This is a genomic window from Paenibacillus sp. FSL R5-0914 (assembly GCF_038004525.1).
GTDB lineage: Bacteria > Bacillota > Bacilli > Paenibacillales > Paenibacillaceae > Paenibacillus_AQ.
Genome location: NZ_JBBORH010000001.1, coordinates 358,944 through 378,656, shown reverse-complemented (window position 1 = coordinate 378,656; position 19,713 = coordinate 358,944). Strand labels below are relative to the sequence as shown.

General features: G+C 45.6%; 10 protein-coding genes and 1 riboswitch. Of the genes, 4 read left to right on the top strand and 6 right to left on the bottom strand.

The window, feature by feature from the left end; translation table 11 throughout:
* Positions 1 to 18: 18 nt before the first annotated feature.
* Positions 19 to 822 carry an aminoglycoside N(3)-acetyltransferase gene (locus MKX60_RS01570; protein WP_076285206.1) on the top strand — a complete coding sequence of 268 codons (804 nt, stop codon included), beginning with the start codon at positions 19 to 21 and terminating at the stop codon, positions 820 to 822.
* A 36-nt stretch (positions 823 to 858) separates the two neighbouring features.
* Positions 859 to 1,497 carry a histidine phosphatase family protein gene (locus MKX60_RS01565; RefSeq protein ID WP_076285207.1) on the top strand — a complete coding sequence of 213 codons (639 nt, stop codon included), beginning with the start codon at positions 859 to 861 and terminating at the stop codon, positions 1,495 to 1,497.
* Positions 1,498 to 1,581: 84 nt separating this feature from the next.
* Here MKX60_RS01565 and MKX60_RS01560 read toward each other — a convergent pair whose 3' ends face one another.
* Positions 1,582 to 9,390 carry a 5'-nucleotidase C-terminal domain-containing protein gene (locus MKX60_RS01560; protein ID WP_341058945.1) on the bottom strand — a complete coding sequence of 2,603 codons (7,809 nt, stop codon included), beginning with the start codon at positions 9,388 to 9,390 and terminating at the stop codon, positions 1,582 to 1,584.
* A gap of 434 nt (positions 9,391 to 9,824) precedes the next feature.
* A complete protein-coding gene (serS, locus tag MKX60_RS01555) occupies positions 9,825 to 11,111 on the bottom strand; it encodes a serine--tRNA ligase (protein WP_341058944.1) in 1,287 nt (428 codons plus the stop codon).
* A 497-nt stretch (positions 11,112 to 11,608) separates the two neighbouring features.
* On the opposite strand from serS, the gene ssuE reads away from it, so the two are divergent.
* Entirely contained in the window at positions 11,609 to 12,157 is a 549-nt protein-coding gene (gene ssuE, locus MKX60_RS01550; protein WP_042184465.1) for an NADPH-dependent FMN reductase, read from the top strand.
* 171 nt (positions 12,158 to 12,328) lie between these two features.
* Here the strand turns inward: ssuE and MKX60_RS01545 are convergent, their stop codons facing one another.
* The 4 genes from MKX60_RS01545 to MKX60_RS01530 form a co-directional block, all read right to left on the bottom strand.
* Positions 12,329 to 13,360 carry a ribonucleotide-diphosphate reductase subunit beta gene (locus MKX60_RS01545; protein ID WP_036682584.1) on the bottom strand — a complete coding sequence of 344 codons (1,032 nt, stop codon included), beginning with the start codon at positions 13,358 to 13,360 and terminating at the stop codon, positions 12,329 to 12,331.
* 241 nt (positions 13,361 to 13,601) lie between these two features.
* A complete protein-coding gene (locus MKX60_RS01540) occupies positions 13,602 to 15,935 on the bottom strand; it encodes a ribonucleoside-diphosphate reductase subunit alpha (RefSeq protein WP_042184468.1) in 2,334 nt (777 codons plus the stop codon).
* A gap of 55 nt (positions 15,936 to 15,990) precedes the next feature.
* Complete coding sequence (gene nrdG, locus MKX60_RS01535) at positions 15,991 to 16,506, bottom strand: anaerobic ribonucleoside-triphosphate reductase activating protein (RefSeq protein ID WP_076285948.1); 516 nt, start codon at positions 16,504 to 16,506, stop codon at positions 15,991 to 15,993.
* Positions 16,503 to 18,488, bottom strand: coding sequence for an anaerobic ribonucleoside triphosphate reductase (locus MKX60_RS01530; RefSeq protein WP_341058941.1), 1,986 nt, complete (start codon positions 18,486 to 18,488; stop codon positions 16,503 to 16,505). The genes nrdG and MKX60_RS01530 overlap by 4 nt, the downstream gene beginning before the upstream one ends.
* Positions 18,489 to 18,705: 217 nt before the next feature.
* Positions 18,706 to 18,940: riboswitch (cobalamin riboswitch) on the bottom strand.
* Between the two features lie 374 nt (positions 18,941 to 19,314).
* Between MKX60_RS01530 and MKX60_RS01525 the strand changes: the two genes are divergently transcribed.
* Positions 19,315 to 19,623: an MTH1187 family thiamine-binding protein gene (locus MKX60_RS01525; RefSeq protein WP_076285946.1), complete on the top strand. Its 309-nt coding sequence runs from the start codon at positions 19,315 to 19,317 to the stop codon at positions 19,621 to 19,623.
* Positions 19,624 to 19,713 lie beyond the last annotated feature (90 nt).

Below are 19,713 nucleotides of genomic sequence, written 5' to 3'. Positions count from 1 at the left end.
AGTTTGGAGGAATGAAGGGTGGAAGAAATTCAAGGCAATTTGATTACAGTTCAGACGTTGGCAGAGGACTTTCGGCGACTGGGTGTACAGGCGGGGATGACGATTATACTGCATTCGTCCTTCAAATCACTAGGCCAATGGGTGGCAGGTGGCCCGGTTGCCGTTATTTTGGCGCTTGAGGAGGTCCTCGGAGAGTCAGGTACACTTGTGATGCCCACGCATTCTAGTGATCTGACGGACCCTGCTGGCTGGAGTAACCCACCGGTGCCCGAATCTTGGTGGCAAAGTATCCGTGAGCAGATGCCGGCTTATGATCCAGACCTGACCCCACTGAGGGGAATGGGGGTTATTCCGGATTGCTTCCGTAGACAAAAAGAGGTAAAGCGCAGCGATCACCCCATTCATTCATTTGCGGCTTGGGGCAAGCATAGGGATGAGATTATATATGGTCACTCCCTTGAAAACGGTTTGGGGGATGACTCTCCATTAGCTCGTATTTATGATCTGGGGGGAAGTGTGCTGCTGCTAGGCGTTGGAAATCTGAATAATACTTCATTACATCTTGCTGAATGCCGGGCCTTCTATGAAGGAAAGAAGGAAGTCATTGGCGGGGCACCTATACTAGTGGATGGTCATAGAGAGTGGGTGGAATTCAAGGAGCTAGATTGGAACTCTGACGATTTCGTTGAACTTGCTGAGCAATTCGGGCAAGAGACAGGGCTCATTACAAATGGTCGTATCGCCTCAGCTGCAGCTCAATTGATTCCACAGCGTGAAATTGTTGACTATGCGGTGAACTGGATGGAGCGAAACAGGAAGTAGACTATCTGGATTTGGGATTAGGAGGAGAGGCAACGGATGAGTACTACAACGATATATCTAACGCGTCATGGACAGACAGAATGGAATGTGCAGAATCGTATGCAAGGTCATATGGATTCTGCGCTGACGACGCTTGGCGTACAACAGGCGGAATGGTTGAGTCGGGGAATGCAGGCTACAAATCTGGATGTCATTTATGCAAGCTCTAGCCCAAGGGCGCTGCGTACAGCTGAAATTATACGCGGAGAGCGGGATGTTCCGCTGAAGATTTCCGATGCATTTAAAGAAATTGGCATGGGCGTATGGGAAGGTAGAGATTCTGCTGAACTGGCAGCCCAGTATTCAGACCAGCATCGTTATTTCTGGAAGGAACCCGACCGGTTTAAAGTGGAGGGCAGCGAGACCTTCGCAGAGGTGCAGACAAGAACACTGGAGAAGCTTCAGGAAATTCTCACTGCCCATCAGGGTGAGACGATTCTTATCGTAACGCATACGGTAGTGATCAAGCTCTTGATGGCTTATTTTGAGGGCAGAGAGTTGCCTAAGCTATGGGATCTGCCTTACATATATCCAACCTGCTTATCCAGGATTGATTTTACGGATGGCGTGCCGGAGATCCTGCTGCACGGGGATACAAGTCATTATGAAGAGAATGAGGCTGGGATGGAATCCTAGAGGTTATATGAAAAAGAGGCGGTTCCTCGAGTGCATTATGCACCCTAGGAACCGCCTTTTTGTCCTCAGAGCTGTGGGCCTTTATTAATTGATGAACTGAAGAGATTTCAAGGTCTTCTCCAGCATCGTAACGGCTTCAGCACGAGTTGCCAGCTTTTGTGGAGCAAAGGAACCGTCTTTCGCTCCTTGAATGATGCCCTCAGCAGCGATTTCTGCTACTGCTGCTTGGGACCAAGCAGGAATGCTTGTTGCGTCACTGAATTTAGCTAGTGCTGCAGGATCGGCATTTAAGGTTTTGCCCGTGTACTTGATGGCTTTAGCTAATACAGAGGCCATTTCTTGCCGAGTGATCGGGCTACCTGGCTTAAAGCTGCCATCGGTATAACCAGAAATCAATTCGGCTTCTGCAGCAGTGCGAATAGCATCAGCATACCATGCGTTTGGATTTACATCCTTAAAAGTTGTCTCGCCACCCGTTGTCACAAGTCCAAGAGAACGCGTAATTAATGCTGCGAACTCAGCCCGTGTGATCGACTGTGAAGGAGAGAATGTATCGCTATTGGTTCCACTAACGATCAGTTTGGAAGCTAACAGATCAATGGACGCTTTAGCCCAGTGTCCGCTAATATCTCCGAACGTTTTGGAAGATTTAACAACGGTGTAATAGCTGTTGCTGTTCCGTTTAATCGTAACATCTGTTGTTCCATTAGCCTTAGGGGCAAATATCGCAGGCACGAAGGAAATCTTGCCTGTAGCAGGATCGAAGACGACTGCCGTTGCGTTATTTGAATTTAAGGAAGTAGGTACATTGATCGTCCGATTAACATAAGTACTGCCGAAGTTGTTCAGCGGTACACGCTTAGATCCGGCTACTGCTGAAACACTAAATTCGATTACTGGAGCAGCTAAAGTAGCATTACCTAGCTGTGAAGCGATAGCTTGGTTTGTGCTGCTTAGCGTTTTCGAATCCGCTAATAGAATGGATACTGTAATTGTAAAGTCGCTGGTGCCTAATTGAGCGGCAAGCGATACACTGTTTACAACACTGAGCGGCAAGGAATACGAAGCGCCATCAGTAGTAAGGGTAAGAATGGTGTTAGGCTGTGCAGCAGCTTGTTTTACAAGCACACTGCCTGGGAGTTCTACTTGAGCGCCGCCAGTAGTCGCTTTAACCGGAATAACCAGTTCATGTTTACCAGTTGGCAGTTCAGCAAGTTGTTTGGTCAGATCAGCAGCATCAATTGTTGTTACTTGCGGTGCAGCCGTTGGTGCTGTTGTTGCAGTAGGTGTTGGTGCTACTGTTGCTGTTGATGTTGGAACTGTTGGTGATGTTGGAACTGTTGGTGATGTTGGCACCGGTGTTGGGGTTATCTCCGGCAATGGTGCACCCTTCAGATCCACAATCCGGCCCTCAACAGCGGAAGTGTTCGCAGTGACATTTCCAATCTTCTGAAGATACTTCGTAAATACATCAAAGTCCGGCAGGTACAGTAGATTCACGCGACCTTCTTTATAGGCCTTTTCAAGTGAAGTGTAGAAATCTCCACCCTTAGCTGTGAAAGCATTAGTAGCTACTTCATAAGATGCTTTTAGATCTAGAGGAACATATTTATCTCCGTTCTTCACTTCAATACGTAATACGCGTTCGTTCACAGGCTTCGTAGAGTCATAGTAGAATTTCAACCCTGCAACGTGTGGGAAACGTCCGTCTGCTGCTGGAGTTTTGGAAACCCCATTCTCCATTGCATCCTTAATTTCTTGTCCGGTCAAAGTGATCGTAACCAGATCGTTATTGAATGGTAGTACTCCGAGTACTTCACCTTGTGTAATGGGTCCTTCATTAATGGATTCGCGAATACCGCCACCATTTTGCAGGGCGATTACCGCATTAGTGCCAGCTTTCTTGGCTGCAAAAAGCATACCATCGGCAATCAGATTACCAAGGTTAGTTTCCTTTGTACGAACATTATCACGAACGCCGTTTAGAACAACCTCTGAGTTTCCTACTACCTCATTGCTCAGTTCTAGAATACCTGGCTTATAGTCGGTATCCAGGATCTTTTTAGCTTCAGGATCCTCTGCGATAACATAGTTAGCGCCGTTCTTAGCGTCGATGGAGATTAATTGGTCTTTCCAATCTGTCAGTACGCCATCTTTGTTAAATTTAACTTCAAGCTGACCAAGGAAGAGTCCTTTTTCACCAGTTTGTACAATAAGCTTCGGTGCATTAGGATCGCTGTTATCTACAACCGCTTGATCTAATTGCGTATGGCTGTGACCACCGACAATAATATCAATACCGTTAACCGCTTTGGCTAACTTGAGATCCTCTTCGTAGCCAAGGTGTGAGAGAACAATAATCTTGTTAATCTTTTCTTTTTGCAGCATAGCGACAGTTTCTGTTGCCTTCACTACAGCATTCTCAAAAGTTACTTTACCTGGTGAAGCAATGTTGGCAGTATCTTCTGTCGTCAGACCAATGATACCAACCTGTTCTCCGTCAACTTCTTTGATTAGAGCAGGGTAGATGGTTGCCGCATTACCCGAACGACCGATTTCATTGGTAAACATTTTGCTTAGCGTATCATCTGCAGAGAAATTCACATTGGATGAGACAAAAGGGAACTTAGCGTTGCCGATGAATTTGGAAAGCACTTCAGAACTTTCACCATTTTTATCAAATTCATGGTTCCCGAAAGTCATAGCATCATATTGAACCAGATTCATAAAGGTCAGATCTGCTTGACCCAGATACTTGTTGAAGTAGAGTGTTCCGGAGAACACATCACCCGCATCGAGAAGAATAGGGTTTTCTGTAGTCGCCTTAGCAGTTTTGATTGCTGTTACACGGCGCAAGATGTTGTTTGGTGAGCTTACAGTATCTAATCCTGCATGCGTATCGTTGGTGTGTAGAACTGTTAATGGGAAGTCTTCAGTTGTCTCCGGCAGTGGTGCACCTTTCAGATCCACAATCCGGCCCTCAACAGCGGAAGTGTTCGCAGTGACAGTTCCAACTTCTTTAAGATACTTCGTAAATACATCAAAGTCCGGCAGGTACAGCAGATTCACACGGCCTTCTTTATAGGCCTTCTCAAGGGAAGTATAAAAATCTCCACCTTTAGCTGTGAAAGCATTAGTAGCTACTTCATAAGATGCTTTTAGATCTAGAGGAACGTATTTGTCTCCGTTCTTCACTTCGATACGTAATACACGTTCGTTCACAGGCTTCGTGGAGTCATAATAGAATTTCAACCCTGCAACATGCGGGAAACGTCCGTCTGCTGCTGGAGTTTTGGAAACCCCATTCTCCATTGCATCCTTAATTTCTTGTCCGGTCAAAGTGATCGTAACCAGATCGTTGTTGAAAGGAAGTACTCCGAGTACTTCACCTTGTGTAATCGGTCCTTCATTAATGGATTCGCGAATACCGCCACCATTTTGCAGGGCGATTACCGCATTAGTGCCAGCTTTCTTGGCTGCAAAAAGCATACCATCGGCAATCAGATTACCAAGGTTAGTTTCCTTTGTACGAACATTATCACGAACGCCGTTTAGAACAACCTCTGAGTTTCCTACTACCTCATTGCTCAGTTCTAGAATACCTGGCTTATAGTCGGTATCCAGGATCTTTTTAGCTTCAGGATCCTCTGCGATAACATAGTTAGCGCCGTTCTTAGCGTCGATGGAGATTAATTGGTCTTTCCAATCTGTCAGTACGCCATCTTTGTTAAATTTAACTTCAAGCTGACCAAGGAAGAGTCCTTTTTCACCAGTTTGTACAATAAGCTTCGGTGCATTAGGATCGCTGTTATCTACAACCGCTTGATCTAATTGCGTATGGCTGTGACCACCGACAATAATATCAATACCGTTAACCGCTTTGGCTAACTTGAGATCCTCTTCGTAGCCAAGGTGTGAGAGAACAATAATCTTGTTAATCTTTTCTTTTTGCAGCATAGCGACAGTTTCTGTTGCCTTCACTACAGCATTCTCAAAAGTTACTTTACCTGGTGAAGCAATGTTGGCAGTATCTTCTGTCGTCAGACCAATGATACCAACCTGTTCTCCGTCAATTTCTTTGATTAGAGCAGGGTAGATGGTTGCCGCATTACCCGAACGACCGATTTCATTGGTAAACATTTTGCTTAGCGTATCATCTGCAGAGAAATTCACATTGGATGAGACAAAAGGGAACTTAGCGTTGCCGATAAATTTGGAAAGCGTATCAGAATCTTTATCAAATTCATGATTACCGAAAGTCATAGCGTCATATTTGACCAGATTCATAAAGGCCAGATCTGCTTGACCCAGATACTTGTTGAAGTAGAGTGTTCCGGAGAACACATCACCCGCATCGAGAAGAATAGGGTTTTCTGTAGTCGCCTTAGCAGTTTTGATTGCTGTTACACGGCGCAAGATGTTGTTTGGTGAGCTTACAGTATCTAATCCTGCATGCGTATCGTTGGTGTGTAGAACTGTTAATGGAAAATCTTCAGCAGTACTAAAATCAATCTGTGCTACAACCGCATCATGATCGGATACCCGACCTTTCGATGGAGAGAAGTCGGCATTTAGATGGACGACATCTACTTTGGAAGAAGCCGTTAGATTTTTATTGACAAGAATATGATCCAGTACTTGAGAGTTTCCGTCATAGGTGTACGTATACTGCTCATTTAAAGGCAATGTGTCGATCAAATTGTCCAGCTCTGTACCTTTTAAAATAGTTGCAGTTTTAGTGAATTGGAAATCATTCAAATCGCCAAGAGCTACGACGTTGGCTTCAGGATTAGCAGTCAGAACCTCTTTGACAAATCCGTTTACGACCGCCGCAATTTTATGACGTTGTGTTTCACTGGACAATACCGGTGGCTGAACGTTCCCGAAAGGACCATTATCGCCGCCTTTTGAATTGAAATGGTTTGCGATCACGATCACTTTTTCGCCACCGAAAATAAATTGTGCAGCAAGTGGTTTACGTGAACTAGCAAATGCAGCATTCGTTGGATCAATTCGTCCCGGATTGTAAGTCAGCTTGTCTGTCGCTGCATCATAAGCAACGGATTGCGTAGATGTACCTTTTTGACCGTTTACACTATCCGCAAGCTGTACTCTTGCTGGATTGTACAAGAAGCCTACGCGAATGTTTCCGCCTGGAGCTCCGCCATCCTGATTGTTGACTGGAGCGATGTCTGTGTATTTATATACAGGACCGCCTGCAGTTTCAATAGCCTTAATCAGTTCGTCAGCACTTGCTTCAGTGATTCCATTGTTGGTTTCACCATTGCTATCCTGCATTTCGACCACGCCGATAATGTCAGGCTTTTTCATATTATTCGTGATGGAGTCGGCAAGTTTCTGGATTTTTGTTGTTCCGACGCCTGGGTAGAAGTTCTCAATGTTGTATGAAGCGATTAATAGCTTGTCCTCATTAACCTCAAGAGTAGTTGTTTCTTGTTTAAAAGTACTTGGGGTAATGGTTGGCAGCTTACCGTTCTCCGGAATTACTTTGAAATTGCCATTGTTGTATCCGATGACCCCTGTAACATCTCCAGCGAACTTATCTCCGGTGATGACTTCTTGACCCGGATTTCCATAAGCAATGATAAGGCGCTGAGGATTGAATTGGTTATATTCTTTTAGAACTAGTCCACCAGCTGGTGTGATGACATCAGGAGTATCATTTTCTACTCTTGTAGGGATGTTATAAAGCATGGAATTTCCGCTACCACTTGTCCAGTAAGGACTAATAATCGTAGGGGTAGGGAGTTTTACAAGCATACCTTCTAACGATTCATAAAAATCTATGGCATCTTCACTAGGTTCAAAATCAGCCATGCTGTCATTATCAATGATGGAAGAAGGAATAGCTCTTCCACCTTTGCCAAGTACGATAGGTTCAGGCACAGTATAACTAGAAGAGGAATCTACTGTTAGTGATGTCATATTAATTTGAGTGGAGGTTAGATTGCTCGCACTTCCTTCGTTATACTCGGAAACGACTCCATTAACGCGCACTAAATCTCCAACTTTAGGTTTAAGGGATGCATTTGTGCTGTAAACGAAAATACCTTCCGATGTGTTCACATTATTGTCCGGCTGAGGGTCCTGCATAAAGAAACCTCTATAAGCGCCAGTTGCGAATGTGTATCCGTATTGGGTAACGATACCTTCTACGTCAGTAACGTTCTGACCTACATACTCAGAGGCATGAGATTCTCCTTGAATATCATGTATACGAGGGAGATCGGAAGCTTTATAAGCAAAGGTATACACCTTACTTGTCTTACCATCTGCTACGACAATTGCATTAATGGTAAGATCTTTACTAACTGTAATTGGATCTGAATAAAGCTTGCTTGCTGCTGTCGGTTCAGTTCCATCGGTCGTGTAATGAATTTGTGCTCCAAGGGTAGGGCTGGATAGGGTCACAGCACTTCCTTTAATGATGCGACCTGCACCAGGGCTCGCCATTACGGAAAAGGTTTCTTCCACCAAAGCGTTTTCGTTAAGTGGAATGAATTGATAAGTTGTATTATATTGCTCGATAACCCCAGTGATACTATCAAAGGTTGCACCCTTTACTAGTTTAGGCAGGGTTGAGAAAATTGTGAATTGTTGTCCGCCTTGACTTGCAGTCACTGTATTTCCATTTACATTATCTATAGTGACATTATTCATAGTTACCAGCTGAGCTTCATGGTTTTCTCCGTTCGCTGCAGACAAGTCGGTTGCTGTAATCAATTTAGGTGCGGGTACACCTACATCACTCGCAACGACAGAGTATTGAAGTCCGCTTTGGAGTTTGAGCTCTTGCAGGTTGCTGTAGATATCCATCTCGCCACTAACTGCAACACGATCTCCAACGTTTGCGAACTCTGGGAATCCATAAAGTACGATCCCGCCGGTTCCATCCTGAATATACATTTTTGCTGCGTTAATGTGAGTTACGATACCTTCTGTTGAAATATTCTGACCTTTATTACCAAGGCGTGCTGTTGCGACGTCTGTTTTGGTCAAAATCGTGTAGTCAAAAGTCGTTATTGCGCTGTTTGGCATATTCGATTCTGAAGCATACGCTTTAATCGTAGTGTCCTCAGTTAAGGTAATAGGCCCTGTGTAAGGTTGGAAATCAGTTGAACCACCTGATCCATAAACAGCTGAATAGACGGATGCTCCAACTGTCGGAGAGTTCAGAGAAATTTCAGTGCCTACCGGCCAGGCATTAGCGGCTGGTGAAGCTACTACGGAGCTAGCTGTCTCTGGTGCTTTACCATAACTACTATTGCGTGGACTTGCTGCTTGAACAACAAAATCCGCAACGTTGTTATCCGTATCTAGACCACGGCTATCAGCTGGTGCACCAGCTGCGGCTTTACGAATAGCGGCTGTCGCGTTGGTGAGAGCAGGGGTTGGAGTTCCCTCAACACCTGTAGCTGTACCATAGCCAACTAAATCTATCGTATTATTCGATGGGTCAACCAAGTCGACTTTACCGTTTGTCCCACTCATAGCTAGGATACCTGCGGCATCAGGAGTAGGTAGTGCAGCAGTTCCTCCTGTTCCTGCAGCCTCTTGGACGAGGTAGTATCCATTTGCAGGAATAGTTCCTGTTAATTCTGTTCCGCTGCTAAAGGTTCCAGTTGCGGAAGTATACCGAACTTTCCATCCAGTCAAGACTACTGGTTTGTTGGTAGGATTGTATAATTCAATAAAATCATTCTTAAACTCTGCTCCGCTGTTTCCACCACCGCCATAGACTTGTGAGATAACAATATTGCTATTATCCGGTGCTGCCTCGGCAGTCTGAATAGCTGGTAGCACACTGCCGACAAGCATTAACATTGCCAGTCCACTAGCCCACCATTTCCTTACTCTTGAAGAAATAATCATTTGGATAAGTATTCTCCCCTCAAATCTTTTATTAGAAACCTACTAAATCTTATCATTCAAATGTAAAATGAAAGGTTGGTTTGCATCAATATAAATTAAAGGTTCTATAAATTAAAATAAAAAAAATAAAAAGTTATTGTTTTCGCATAAGAATAGGGGCTGAAAATAGTGCATAAATACAATAATCCTTAAAATCTAGTGTTTATTGGATGATGAATAGTCCCATATATGAATTAATTTTTATAGTTGAATTATCAAAGGATTACAACAAATGTATTCTATACTTCTGTTAAATTTTACATTTGAATAACAATAGAGAAGGAGTTATTGGGCTCGACTATTTGGGAGGTCTTAGAACAAAAAAATGCCCATTCAGCTTCTTGTTGAGAAGTGAATAGGCATTATTTATTTTAAATTTACTTGGATAAAACAGACTACTGTTGTGGAAGTTCTAGCCGCTCTAATCCGTCCATATATTTGCGCAGCGCCTGAGGAATGTAGATAGAACCATCCTCTTGCTGGTGATTCTCCAGCAGCGGGATCAGAATTCTTGGCGTAGCCACTGCGGTGTTATTTAAGGTGTGGCAGTATTGTAAGCGACCGTCCGCATCCCGATAACGGATGCCCGAACGGCGAGCTTGGAAATCGAGTAGATTAGAAGCCGAATGGGTCTCACCGTATGCGCCTCTGCTAGGCATCCATGTCTCGATGTCATACTGCTTATGCGTCTTCAGGGACATATCCCCTGTGCAGACAGCCATGACTCGATAGGGGAGCTCTAAGAGCTGAAGAATGTGCTCGGCATTCGCGAGGATCTCGTGAAGCATATGGTCCGAGACACCTTCGTCATTTCGGCATAAGATGACTTGCTCAATCTTCGAGAACTGATGTACGCGGTACAGCCCGCGCACATCTCGCCCCGCTGATCCAACTTCACGGCGGAAGCAAGTCGACATTCCGGCTAGTCGCATGGGTGTGTCAAGCTTTACAATCTCATCACTGTAGAGTGAAACTAGCGACACTTCAGATGTGCCTACCAGCCAGCGATTATCTCCGCTGAGCTCGTACGTCTGATCCATCCCACCCGGGAAGAATCCGGTTCGCTCCAACGCTTCAGGGCGGACAATCACAGGAACATCCATCACGGTGAATCCGCGTGCAGTGAGCACATCTAGGGCAAGTCTTTGTACAGCGAGATGTAACATCAGGCCGGCTCCTTTGAGCACATAGCTGCGAGGACCGCCTGCTTTGACGCCACGGGGAATATCAATAATATCGTGGAGTTCACCTAGCTCCACATGATCACGAGGCGCAAAGCCGAATTCCGGCACCGCTCCGTTCAACCGCAGTTCTACATTATCGTTATCATCGTGGCCGATGGGTGTATCCTGCGACACCGGATTCGGTGCGAGCAGCATGAGCTCTCTACAGCGGCGTTCAGCCTCGTTCAGATCTGCTTCCAGCAGGCTCAGCCGATGATTGAGTTCTCGTACCTGTGCTTTGACGATCTCTCCAGCAGGGCGGTCACCCTGCCGTAATAATCGTTCAACCTCTTTGGTTAGCCCATTACGTTCGGCTCTCATTTGTTCTGTTTCTTGTCGCAGGCCCCGGCGCTTCTCATCCCAATCCAGCAATTCATCCAGTGGGAAGTCGATTCTTTTCCAGGTAGCAGTGTTTCTTACAAGCTCTTGATTATCCTTGATCCAGTTCATTTCCAGCATCTCGCTCGCTCCTTTTTGTTTAAAAGATAAGAAAGTGTAAGTTTCACACTTCACTTTATCCTTCTAGTTCTCGCACAAACACTTACCGTCCTTATAAGGACGCCGAAGGTATTTATGCTTGAAAAAACGCAAAAAACGCCCTCATCCATGGGACGAGGAGCGTCAGCTCGCGGTGCCACCCAGGTTGATCGAATCTCCTTAACAGCAGGAAAGAATTCGACCCTCTTTGGTCTTCGCGGTAACGGGCGAAACCCGGTGAACTTAGGGAGTCATTATAGGCTCCGGTCGCAGACGCCTCACGGTTGGATGCCGATCATTGGCCTGATTGTTGGATTTAATATTGTTGCTTAGTATATCGCAAGAGTGGGATGAGCGCAAGCGTTTATGGTTTGACAATAATATCTAATCTGCGATAGGATTAATATTAATTTAAAGTATTCCTGTCGGGATAAATACTTGCAGTGTGAGCTGCTTAATAGGATGAAAGAGGTGGAGAAGTGGCTAAAATTGTTGTGATTAACGGAACGCCTTCCTTGGTATCGCGCATCAATGCAGTTATAGAGTATGCGGAGGCAAGCTTAACGGATCAGGGCTTTGAGGTTGAGCGTATTAACGTAGCAGAGCTGCCAGCGGAAGATTTGATTCATACCAAGTTTGAGAGTGATTCTATCGTCAAAGCGAACGGCCTTGTAGCCGAAGCGGATGCGGTAATCGTGGTTAGCCCGGTTTATAAAGCCTCTTATACAGGCGTGCTCAAGACCTTCTTGGATCTAGTTCCACAAAAGGGATTGGCCGGCAAAATCGTACTCCCGCTCTTCATGGGTGGCAGTCTTGCACATCTACTTACGATTGATTATGCTTTGAAACCTGTGTTGTCTGTACTCGGTGCACGCTACATTCTTGGTGGAGTGTATGCCGTGGATTCTCAGGTGGTTCGTAATGATCACGGAGTGGTAGAGCTTGCTGAGGAGCTGAAGCTGCGACTGAATGATGCTTTAGCTGAGCTGGCAGAAGAAACTACACATCGTGTGGAACGCAAGGCTTAAGACTAAGTAGCAAGCATTCTGTTTCGGATGGATTCATACCAACTATATAAGCGTCTCATTCATACCTGATCCAAGGGGTGAAGGGACGCTTTTTGCTATAGCAAAAAGGCCATCTCACTATGAAAGTAGAGAATGGCCTCTTTTTTATATAGGGTTCGTTATAATCCGGTCTTACAAATCGTCGAATCCGTTATCGTCGCCAACCTTACCGTAGTTACGGGATTTTGCTTCGAAGAAGTCGGTTTTGGTGGCATTAAGCGCATCATCGGAGAAAGGTTTGATCCAAGGCATGCAGTTAACATCAACGCCTTGGTAGGCTTTTTCCATACCCATCAAGGTTAAGCGCTTGTTCGCTGTATATTTGATGTAGTCACTAAGCTCGTTAAGATCAATACCGCGGACATTAGTAAGGGTGTAGTAAGCCCAGTTGGTTTCAAGCTCTACCGCGCGGTCGATCGTACGATACACGTAATCCATGTTCTCTTTAGTGTTCAACTCAGGGAAATCTACAAGCAGCTGCTTAAATACTTCTGCGAAGAAATAGCAGTGCTGGTTCTCGTCACGTTGGATATAAGAGATCATTTGGCTGGTCGCCATCATCTTCTGGTCACGGGCCAGATTGTAGAAGAAGGCGAAGGTGCTGTAGAAGAAAATTCCTTCCAAGATGAGATCCGCTACCAGCGCATGGAAAAAGGTCTGTCTCGTAGGGTTATCACGGAACTCTTGATAAATATCAGAGATAAACTGATTGCGTTCCAGCAGGACAGGGTCTTTTTTCCAATATTCAAAAATTTCTTTCTGCTCACTTTCCGACACGATTGAGGAAAGAACATAGGAATAGGATTGGTTATGCACCACTTCTTGTTGTCCGATAATGGCAGAGATAGCTTCTAGAGAAGAGTCAGTAAAATAACGCTTCACGTCGCTTACGAACATCGTCTGCATCGAGTCTAACACGGCGAGTAGAGAGATGTTGATCTTAAATACGCGTTGCTCCTCTGCATCGAGCATAGGGAATTGTTGCGCATCTTTGGACATTGGGATTTCATCCGCGATCCAGTGATTCAGCAGCAGCACCTTGTACAGCTTGTACATATGCGGCATGCGGATATCGTTCCAGTTCAGAATACCGGAGCACTCACCGTCGATGATGCGTGTGGATTGGTTGGGTGCTTCAGTGTTAAAAATCTTTTGTAGTTGCATTTATTTTCCCTCCATTTTTTTGCGCGGGTAATTCGTCTTGTCTGATCTTTAATTAAATGAGGTTGATGAAGTAACGGAGAGAAAGTTTGGAGCTGTAGGAGCGATAGCGTTCGCCTTTATCCTCGGATTTCTACCGCGAAGACGGTATAGATCAAGAAATCTGAGGATAACAGCGACCGGAAGCCCAAACATTGCTCGCAGTTACGATTAAATCACCGAATTTTTTAAAGCAGTAAGACTCTTAGCTAGCGCAAGAATCACACTCTTCTATTGTCAAAGCACGGCTACGCACATAATAAGTTGATTTCAATCCGCCCTTCCAGGCGTTCAGATGCAGCTCAAGGAACTCGGTAGCCTTGATGTCAGGACGAACATACAGGTTAAAGCTTTGGCCTTGATCGACGTGACGCTGACGAGCAGAAGCCATGCGGATCGACCAGTTTTGGTCAATTGTAAACGCAGTTTTATAGTACCAAATCGTCTTGTCGGACAGATCCGGTGCTGGGTTAGCGATCTTGTAAGTTGTTTTCTCTTCATAGGAAAGCAATTCATACAAAGGATCAATGCTGGCTGTGGAGCCGGCAATAATCGATGTGGAGCCGTTCGGTGCAATCGCGAACATCCATGCGTTACGAACACCGTCTTTAGCCACTTCTTCTTGCAGCTCGCGCCATTGTTCAGTGGTTACATATTTACCTTCTTGTTCACCGCTAACGTAGCCACGTGAAGTAAAGTATGCACCTGTCTCCCAATCGGAACCGGCGAACTTCGGATAACGGCCTTTTTCACGGGCAAGCTCCATGCTCGAACGTACCAACAGGTAGTTGATGTGTTCATACAAATGGTTGTTATATTCTACGGCTTCATCAGATTCCCAACGAATGCCCTTGAGTGCCAATAGGTGATGCAAGCCGAATGTGCCGAGACCCACTGCGCGGTATTGGCTGTTCGTGTATTGTGCTTGCAGAACTTCAATATTATTAATGTCGATTACGTTGTCCAGCATACGTACTTGGATAGGTACAAGTCTTTCCAGCACACCAGCTGGAATCGCACGTGCCAAGTGAATCGAATTCAGGTTGCAGACTACGAAATCGCCAGGGATTTTGGAGATAACAATCCGGGTCTTGCCATCTTTGGTTACTAATTCTTCCTGTTCAATAACGGTAGCGGATTGATTCTGCATAATTTCTGTGCACAGGTTGGAAGAGAAGACCATACCTTGGTGACGGTTCGGGTTCGTCCGGTTAACCGTATCACGGTAGAACATATATGGAGTACCTGTTTCAAGCTGTGATTTCATAATCCGTTTCATGATGTCAATCGCAGGAACGGTAATACGGGACAATTCCAAATTGGCTGTAGCTTCAGCATATTTTTCACGGAAAGTGCCTTTACCAAGCTCTTCATCGTAGAAGTCTTCCAGACCAAGCGGACGACCGTTCTCATCCGTCCAGCCCATAACCTTCTTCACTTCATGTGGGCAGAAGAGGTTCCAGTGGCTGCGTGATTCAACGGCTTCCATGAACAAGTCCGGCAGGGTTACACCGTGGAATACGTCATGTGCACGCATACGCTCGTCACCATTATTTAGTTTAAGATCGAGGAAAGCGAGAATATCTTTATGGAATACATCAAGGTAGACAGCGACAGCACCTTTACGTGTTCCGAGCTGGTCTACACTGACTGCTGTATTGTTCAATTGGCGAATCCAAGGAATTACGCCGGAGCTAGTGTTCTTATGGCCACGGATATCCGAACCCCGTGCCCGTACTTTACCAAGGTAGACGCCGATACCGCCGCCCATTTTGCTAAGGCGCGCTACGTCTGTATTAGAATCAAAGATACCCTCTAGGGAATCGTCCACCGTATCGATGAAGCAGCTGGAGAGCTGTCCAGCGACCTTTTTGCCGGCATTGGACATTGTAGGGGTAGCAGCTGTCATGTAGATGTTGCTCATAGCCCAGTAAGCTTCTTTTACAAGCTCAAGACGTTTCTCAGCTGGCTCACGGTGCATGAGGTACATGGCGATAATCATGTAACGTTCTTGCGGAAGCTCCATTACACGGCCGTCAAAATCATGCGCCAAATAACGGTCGGATAGCGTAAGCAGACCGATATAGTCAAACAAAAGATCGCGTGTATAATCGATACACCCACCTAGTTCGATAATTTGTTCTTTGGTGTAATGACTTAGAAGCTCTTCACGATAGATTCCTTTTTTTACGAGATCCGTAATTAGCGGGTACAGCTCACCGTAAGGCTCTTCTGGATAAGCTTTATAGCGGCGATGAACGGCTGCTTTTTTATAAAGGGTAGTCAGAAGGGCACGGGCAGCTGCAAACTTCCAAGTAGGCTCTTCTTTCGTTACAAGCTCTAGAGCACTCATGGTGAAGGCATTGCTAATTTCTTCTCCGCTTACGGAGTCACGACGCAGTTTGGAAATTACTCCCCGCAGCAATGTTTCTTTATTTAGTTGATCAAGACCTTCTAAGATACGGTCGGCGTATACGGAAAGGCGCTTCTCATCAAAAGCCAGTTGGCGATTATCTGGTTTTACTACGAATTGTGGCATGGTTATTTCATCCCTTCTTATTTTGGGTTAATTTTGAATATCAAAAATTGATATATTATAGCGCAGTAGGCTGCCACAGAAAGACCTCCGAGCCGTTCGTACTGGCCGGAATGTCGATTATGCGTTGGTTAGAGCTTCCTCGGTAAGGAAGTGTAGTATCTTTCAATTCTTCTATAAAACGTCCATCTATTAATACCTGACACTGTGTAAGTAGATTCCACTCCGGCGAACCGGGAAGGGCGGTTAGTTCCTCATACGTATAACCACTGTAAATCCAGATGGGGAAGCCAGGGAGCACGGCGCGAAGCTCATGAATGAACCCAAGTACCTCTTCTGCCGAGAAAAAAGGATCGCCGCCTGCCAGTGTTAGACCATCCAGCAAAGGGTTAGCGGCGATTTCTGCAATGATTTCATGTTGACGTTCTAAGGTGAAGACTTCTCCATATTTAAAGTTCCATGTCTCGGGATTAAAGCATCCCGGGCAACGATGACGGCAGCCGCTGATGAAGAGGACGGCCCGCATGCCCTCTCCCTCGTTAATCGACTCCGGATAGTATCCGCAAATATTCATAGATGCTTAACGCGATCCCGTACTTCGGCTTGTTTGGCGGCATTGAAGCGGGTCTGATAGTCGCCAGTTAAATAACCTGTAACTCTGCGCAAACGACGGATGTGCACGTCATTCTCATGTGCGTTGCAGGAAGGACAGTTTGTCCCAATTACGCCTTCGTATCCGCAGCTGGAGCAGCGGTCAATCGGATGGTTAATGCTGAAGTAGCTGACCTGTTGTTCTAGTGCATATTTAATGATTTTGATAAAAGCAGATGGATTGCTGCGGGCATTGCCATTTAATTCGACATAAGAAATAGCCCCGGCATTGCAGTATTCATGGAAAGGAGCTTCCAAGCTGATCTTCTGAGCAGCACCTAGATCGTAGTATACAGGGATGTGGAAAGAGTTCGTATAATACTCACGGTCAGTTACGCCCGGAATAGAACCCAGTACCTTGCGATCAATCTTGGTGAATTTGCCGGACAGGCCCTCTGCTGGTGTTGCGAACAAGGTAATGTTGAGATTAAGTTCCTCACTTTTAAGGTCGCAATACTCCCGCATGTGACGCACGATAGCCACAGCCTTGGCATGGGCTTCCATATCCTCGCCATGGTGTTTGCCGTACATGGCTTTCATGCATTCCGCGATACCGATGAAGCCAAGCGACAGACTACCATGCTTAAGTAGTTCGCCTACAGAGTCTTCAGGAGCGAGATTTTCGCCGCCTTCCCAGACGCCTTCTCGCATCATGAAATCGGATGCTTTAGCTTTTTGCGCGCTTTGGATGTGGAACCGATGAAGAAGTCCTTCCAGCGCAATATCCATATAGTGATTTAGATCCTCATAGAAGCCAGCTTCGTCTGCGACGGTACGTCGGCCTGTTACTGTGCCGTGTGCCAGACCGAGACGAACCAGATTCAGTGTATTAAAGGAAAGGTTGCCCTTCCCGGAGCAATGATTACGCCCAAAACGGTCACCGAGCACTCGGGTGCGGCAGCCCATTGTAGCAAATTCCGTATCAGGATCACTTGGATCATAATACTGCAAGTTGAGCGGAGCGTCCAGATTAGCGAAGTTCGGATATAGTCTGCGTGCAGAACATTCCGCCGCTTTTAGGAACAATTCATAGTTAGGATCACCTTGCTGTTGATTGACTCCTTGCTTGCATTTGAAGATTTGAATCGGGAACACAGGTGTTTCTCCGCTGCCAAGTCCGTTCATCGTTGCTGTTAGCAGGGAGCTGATCACAAGCTGACCTTCTGGTGAAGTACAAGTACCATAATTGATGCTGGTAAACGGAATTTGCCCACCGGATCGGCTGGACATGGTGTTGAGATTATGTACCATACTTTCAGCCGCTTGCAGGGTTTCGATTTCGGTTTCCTTTAGTGCAAAACGAAACGCTTTTGGATATAACTCCGCCAGATCGGTCCGACTCATTGTAATCTCGCCCAAAGAATCATTAGCTTGTCCCTCATCAAAATAATCCAGACCCTTGCGGAACAGCTTAGCGAAGGATTTGGTTACATAAGGTGCTAGATCATAGTCGAGCTTATTGGCGGATACGCCGCCATATTGAGCATTTTGCTGGGATTGAAAAATAATTGCTACCAGTGACATAGCTGTCATTATGGAGTTCGGAGGACGAACACTGCCGTTGCCGGTGTTGAAGCCTTCGCGGAGAAGCTTATCAAACGGGATAAAAATGCAGTTAGTCGTTCCGATTGCGTATTGATCCAGATCATGCACATAGACGACATTGTCATCAATGGCTTGCACTAGCTGCGGTGGCATCGTAAAGTTGCGGGCGTACCATTTTGAATATTCACTGCCGAACTTGCTCATTTTACCGGAGAAACTCTCTCCGTTCAAATTGGCATTCTCGCGCAGCAAGTCCAAATCCCGGCTGTCGATAATATCGCGTCCTAAATCAATGAGCTCTTCTAAAAGAACTTCTCGTGCATTTGTTGTACCGTTAAATTGTCTCTCCAACAACGTCATTGTATAGCTCTCCTCTCAGTCTATCGTCCTATCATTAAGAAGTGGGGCCGCAAAAGCGGCCGTATATTCATTGTGATCTCATAAAAAAAGCATCCTCTAGCGAGGATGGCAGAAAATGCCCGATGCGTTATGTAAATATCCACACAGATATTTGTAGTGGCCTCTAAGAAGATGACCGCATGCGGACACCGTTCCTGTTCCTCGCAGGCACTCATAGTTGGTGTCGTCGAAACAGGCAGGTCTCCTGGCTTCCGTAGGACCTCTCAGCGCCTTCCCAAGGGGGCTCTTACCCCTCAGTGGCTTCTGCCAGGAGATCTGCCCATCTTAAGCTTCTAAAAGCTTGTAAGGGGCATCCGGTTACAGTGGCGGGACCGCAGCGGATTTTCACCGTACTTCCCTATTAAGCTCTAATTCCGATAAAGGATCAAAGCGCCTGTCTCCACTATATTTTGTTGTCGTTAGATAAAAATAACCCAAGATGTTGTGTTTGTAAACAGTTTTTTAGAAAACCCGCGCGGGGAGCGGGTTCTTCAAAAGTACTCCACAAATGATCCACAGGCTGTCCATAAGTAATCCACAATTGATCCACAGGCATATAAAAAATGATTCATAAATTGTCCGAAAAGATGCCACAAAGAGTCCATAAATGTAGTGCAGATGACCCTAGAATTCATGTTAGAAAAAATACTTGTGGCGAAAGTCATATTTCGGAGAATTTTGGGGAAAGAAGAAGGGGCATAATAAAGATGAGATCATTTGTGGGAGAGCGGTGGAGTTGTTACAATAGAAGGAGACACATACTTTAAAATTCCGAGGAGGTATTCTCATGCCTATTGCTGAAGTAACCGTTATTCCGATTGGAACAGGTAGTACGAGCCTTAGCAGCTATGTTGCGGATATGCAGCGAGTGCTGAAGACGGTAGAAGGGATTACTTATGAGCTTACATCCATGGGTACAATCATCGAAGGGCCTCTTCAGCGTATTTTTGCTGCAGTCGAAGCGCTGCACGAGTCTCCTTTTGCCGCAGGTGCAGAGCGTGTCTCTACCTCACTTAAAATAGACGACCGCCGCGATAAACCCTCCACTAGCCGTGGAAAGCTGGAGTCTGTGGAGCGTAAACTACAGGTGGAATAGCAGTTTGGGAGAGTAGGGAAATAGGGAGAAATAGGCTTGCGTTTCTGGCTGAAAGTTGTATAATATTTTTTGTTTGACAGAAAAATCAGC

Coding starts and splice junctions, on each gene's coding strand:
- MKX60_RS01565 (WP_076285207.1), top strand. CDS start 859: ATGAGTACTACAACGATATATCTAACGCGTCATGGACAGACAGAATGG.
- MKX60_RS01560 (WP_341058945.1), bottom strand. CDS start 9,390: ATGATTATTTCTTCAAGAGTAAGGAAATGGTGGGCTAGTGGACTGGCA.
- serS (WP_341058944.1), bottom strand. CDS start 11,111: ATGCTGGAAATGAACTGGATCAAGGATAATCAAGAGCTTGTAAGAAAC.
- MKX60_RS01545 (WP_036682584.1), bottom strand. CDS start 13,360: ATGCAACTACAAAAGATTTTTAACACTGAAGCACCCAACCAATCCACA.
- MKX60_RS01540 (WP_042184468.1), bottom strand. CDS start 15,935: ATGCCACAATTCGTAGTAAAACCAGATAATCGCCAACTGGCTTTTGAT.
- nrdG (WP_076285948.1), bottom strand. CDS start 16,506: ATGAATATTTGCGGATACTATCCGGAGTCGATTAACGAGGGAGAGGGC.
- MKX60_RS01530 (WP_341058941.1), bottom strand. CDS start 18,488: ATGACGTTGTTGGAGAGACAATTTAACGGTACAACAAATGCACGAGAA.
- MKX60_RS01525 (WP_076285946.1), top strand. CDS start 19,315: ATGCCTATTGCTGAAGTAACCGTTATTCCGATTGGAACAGGTAGTACG.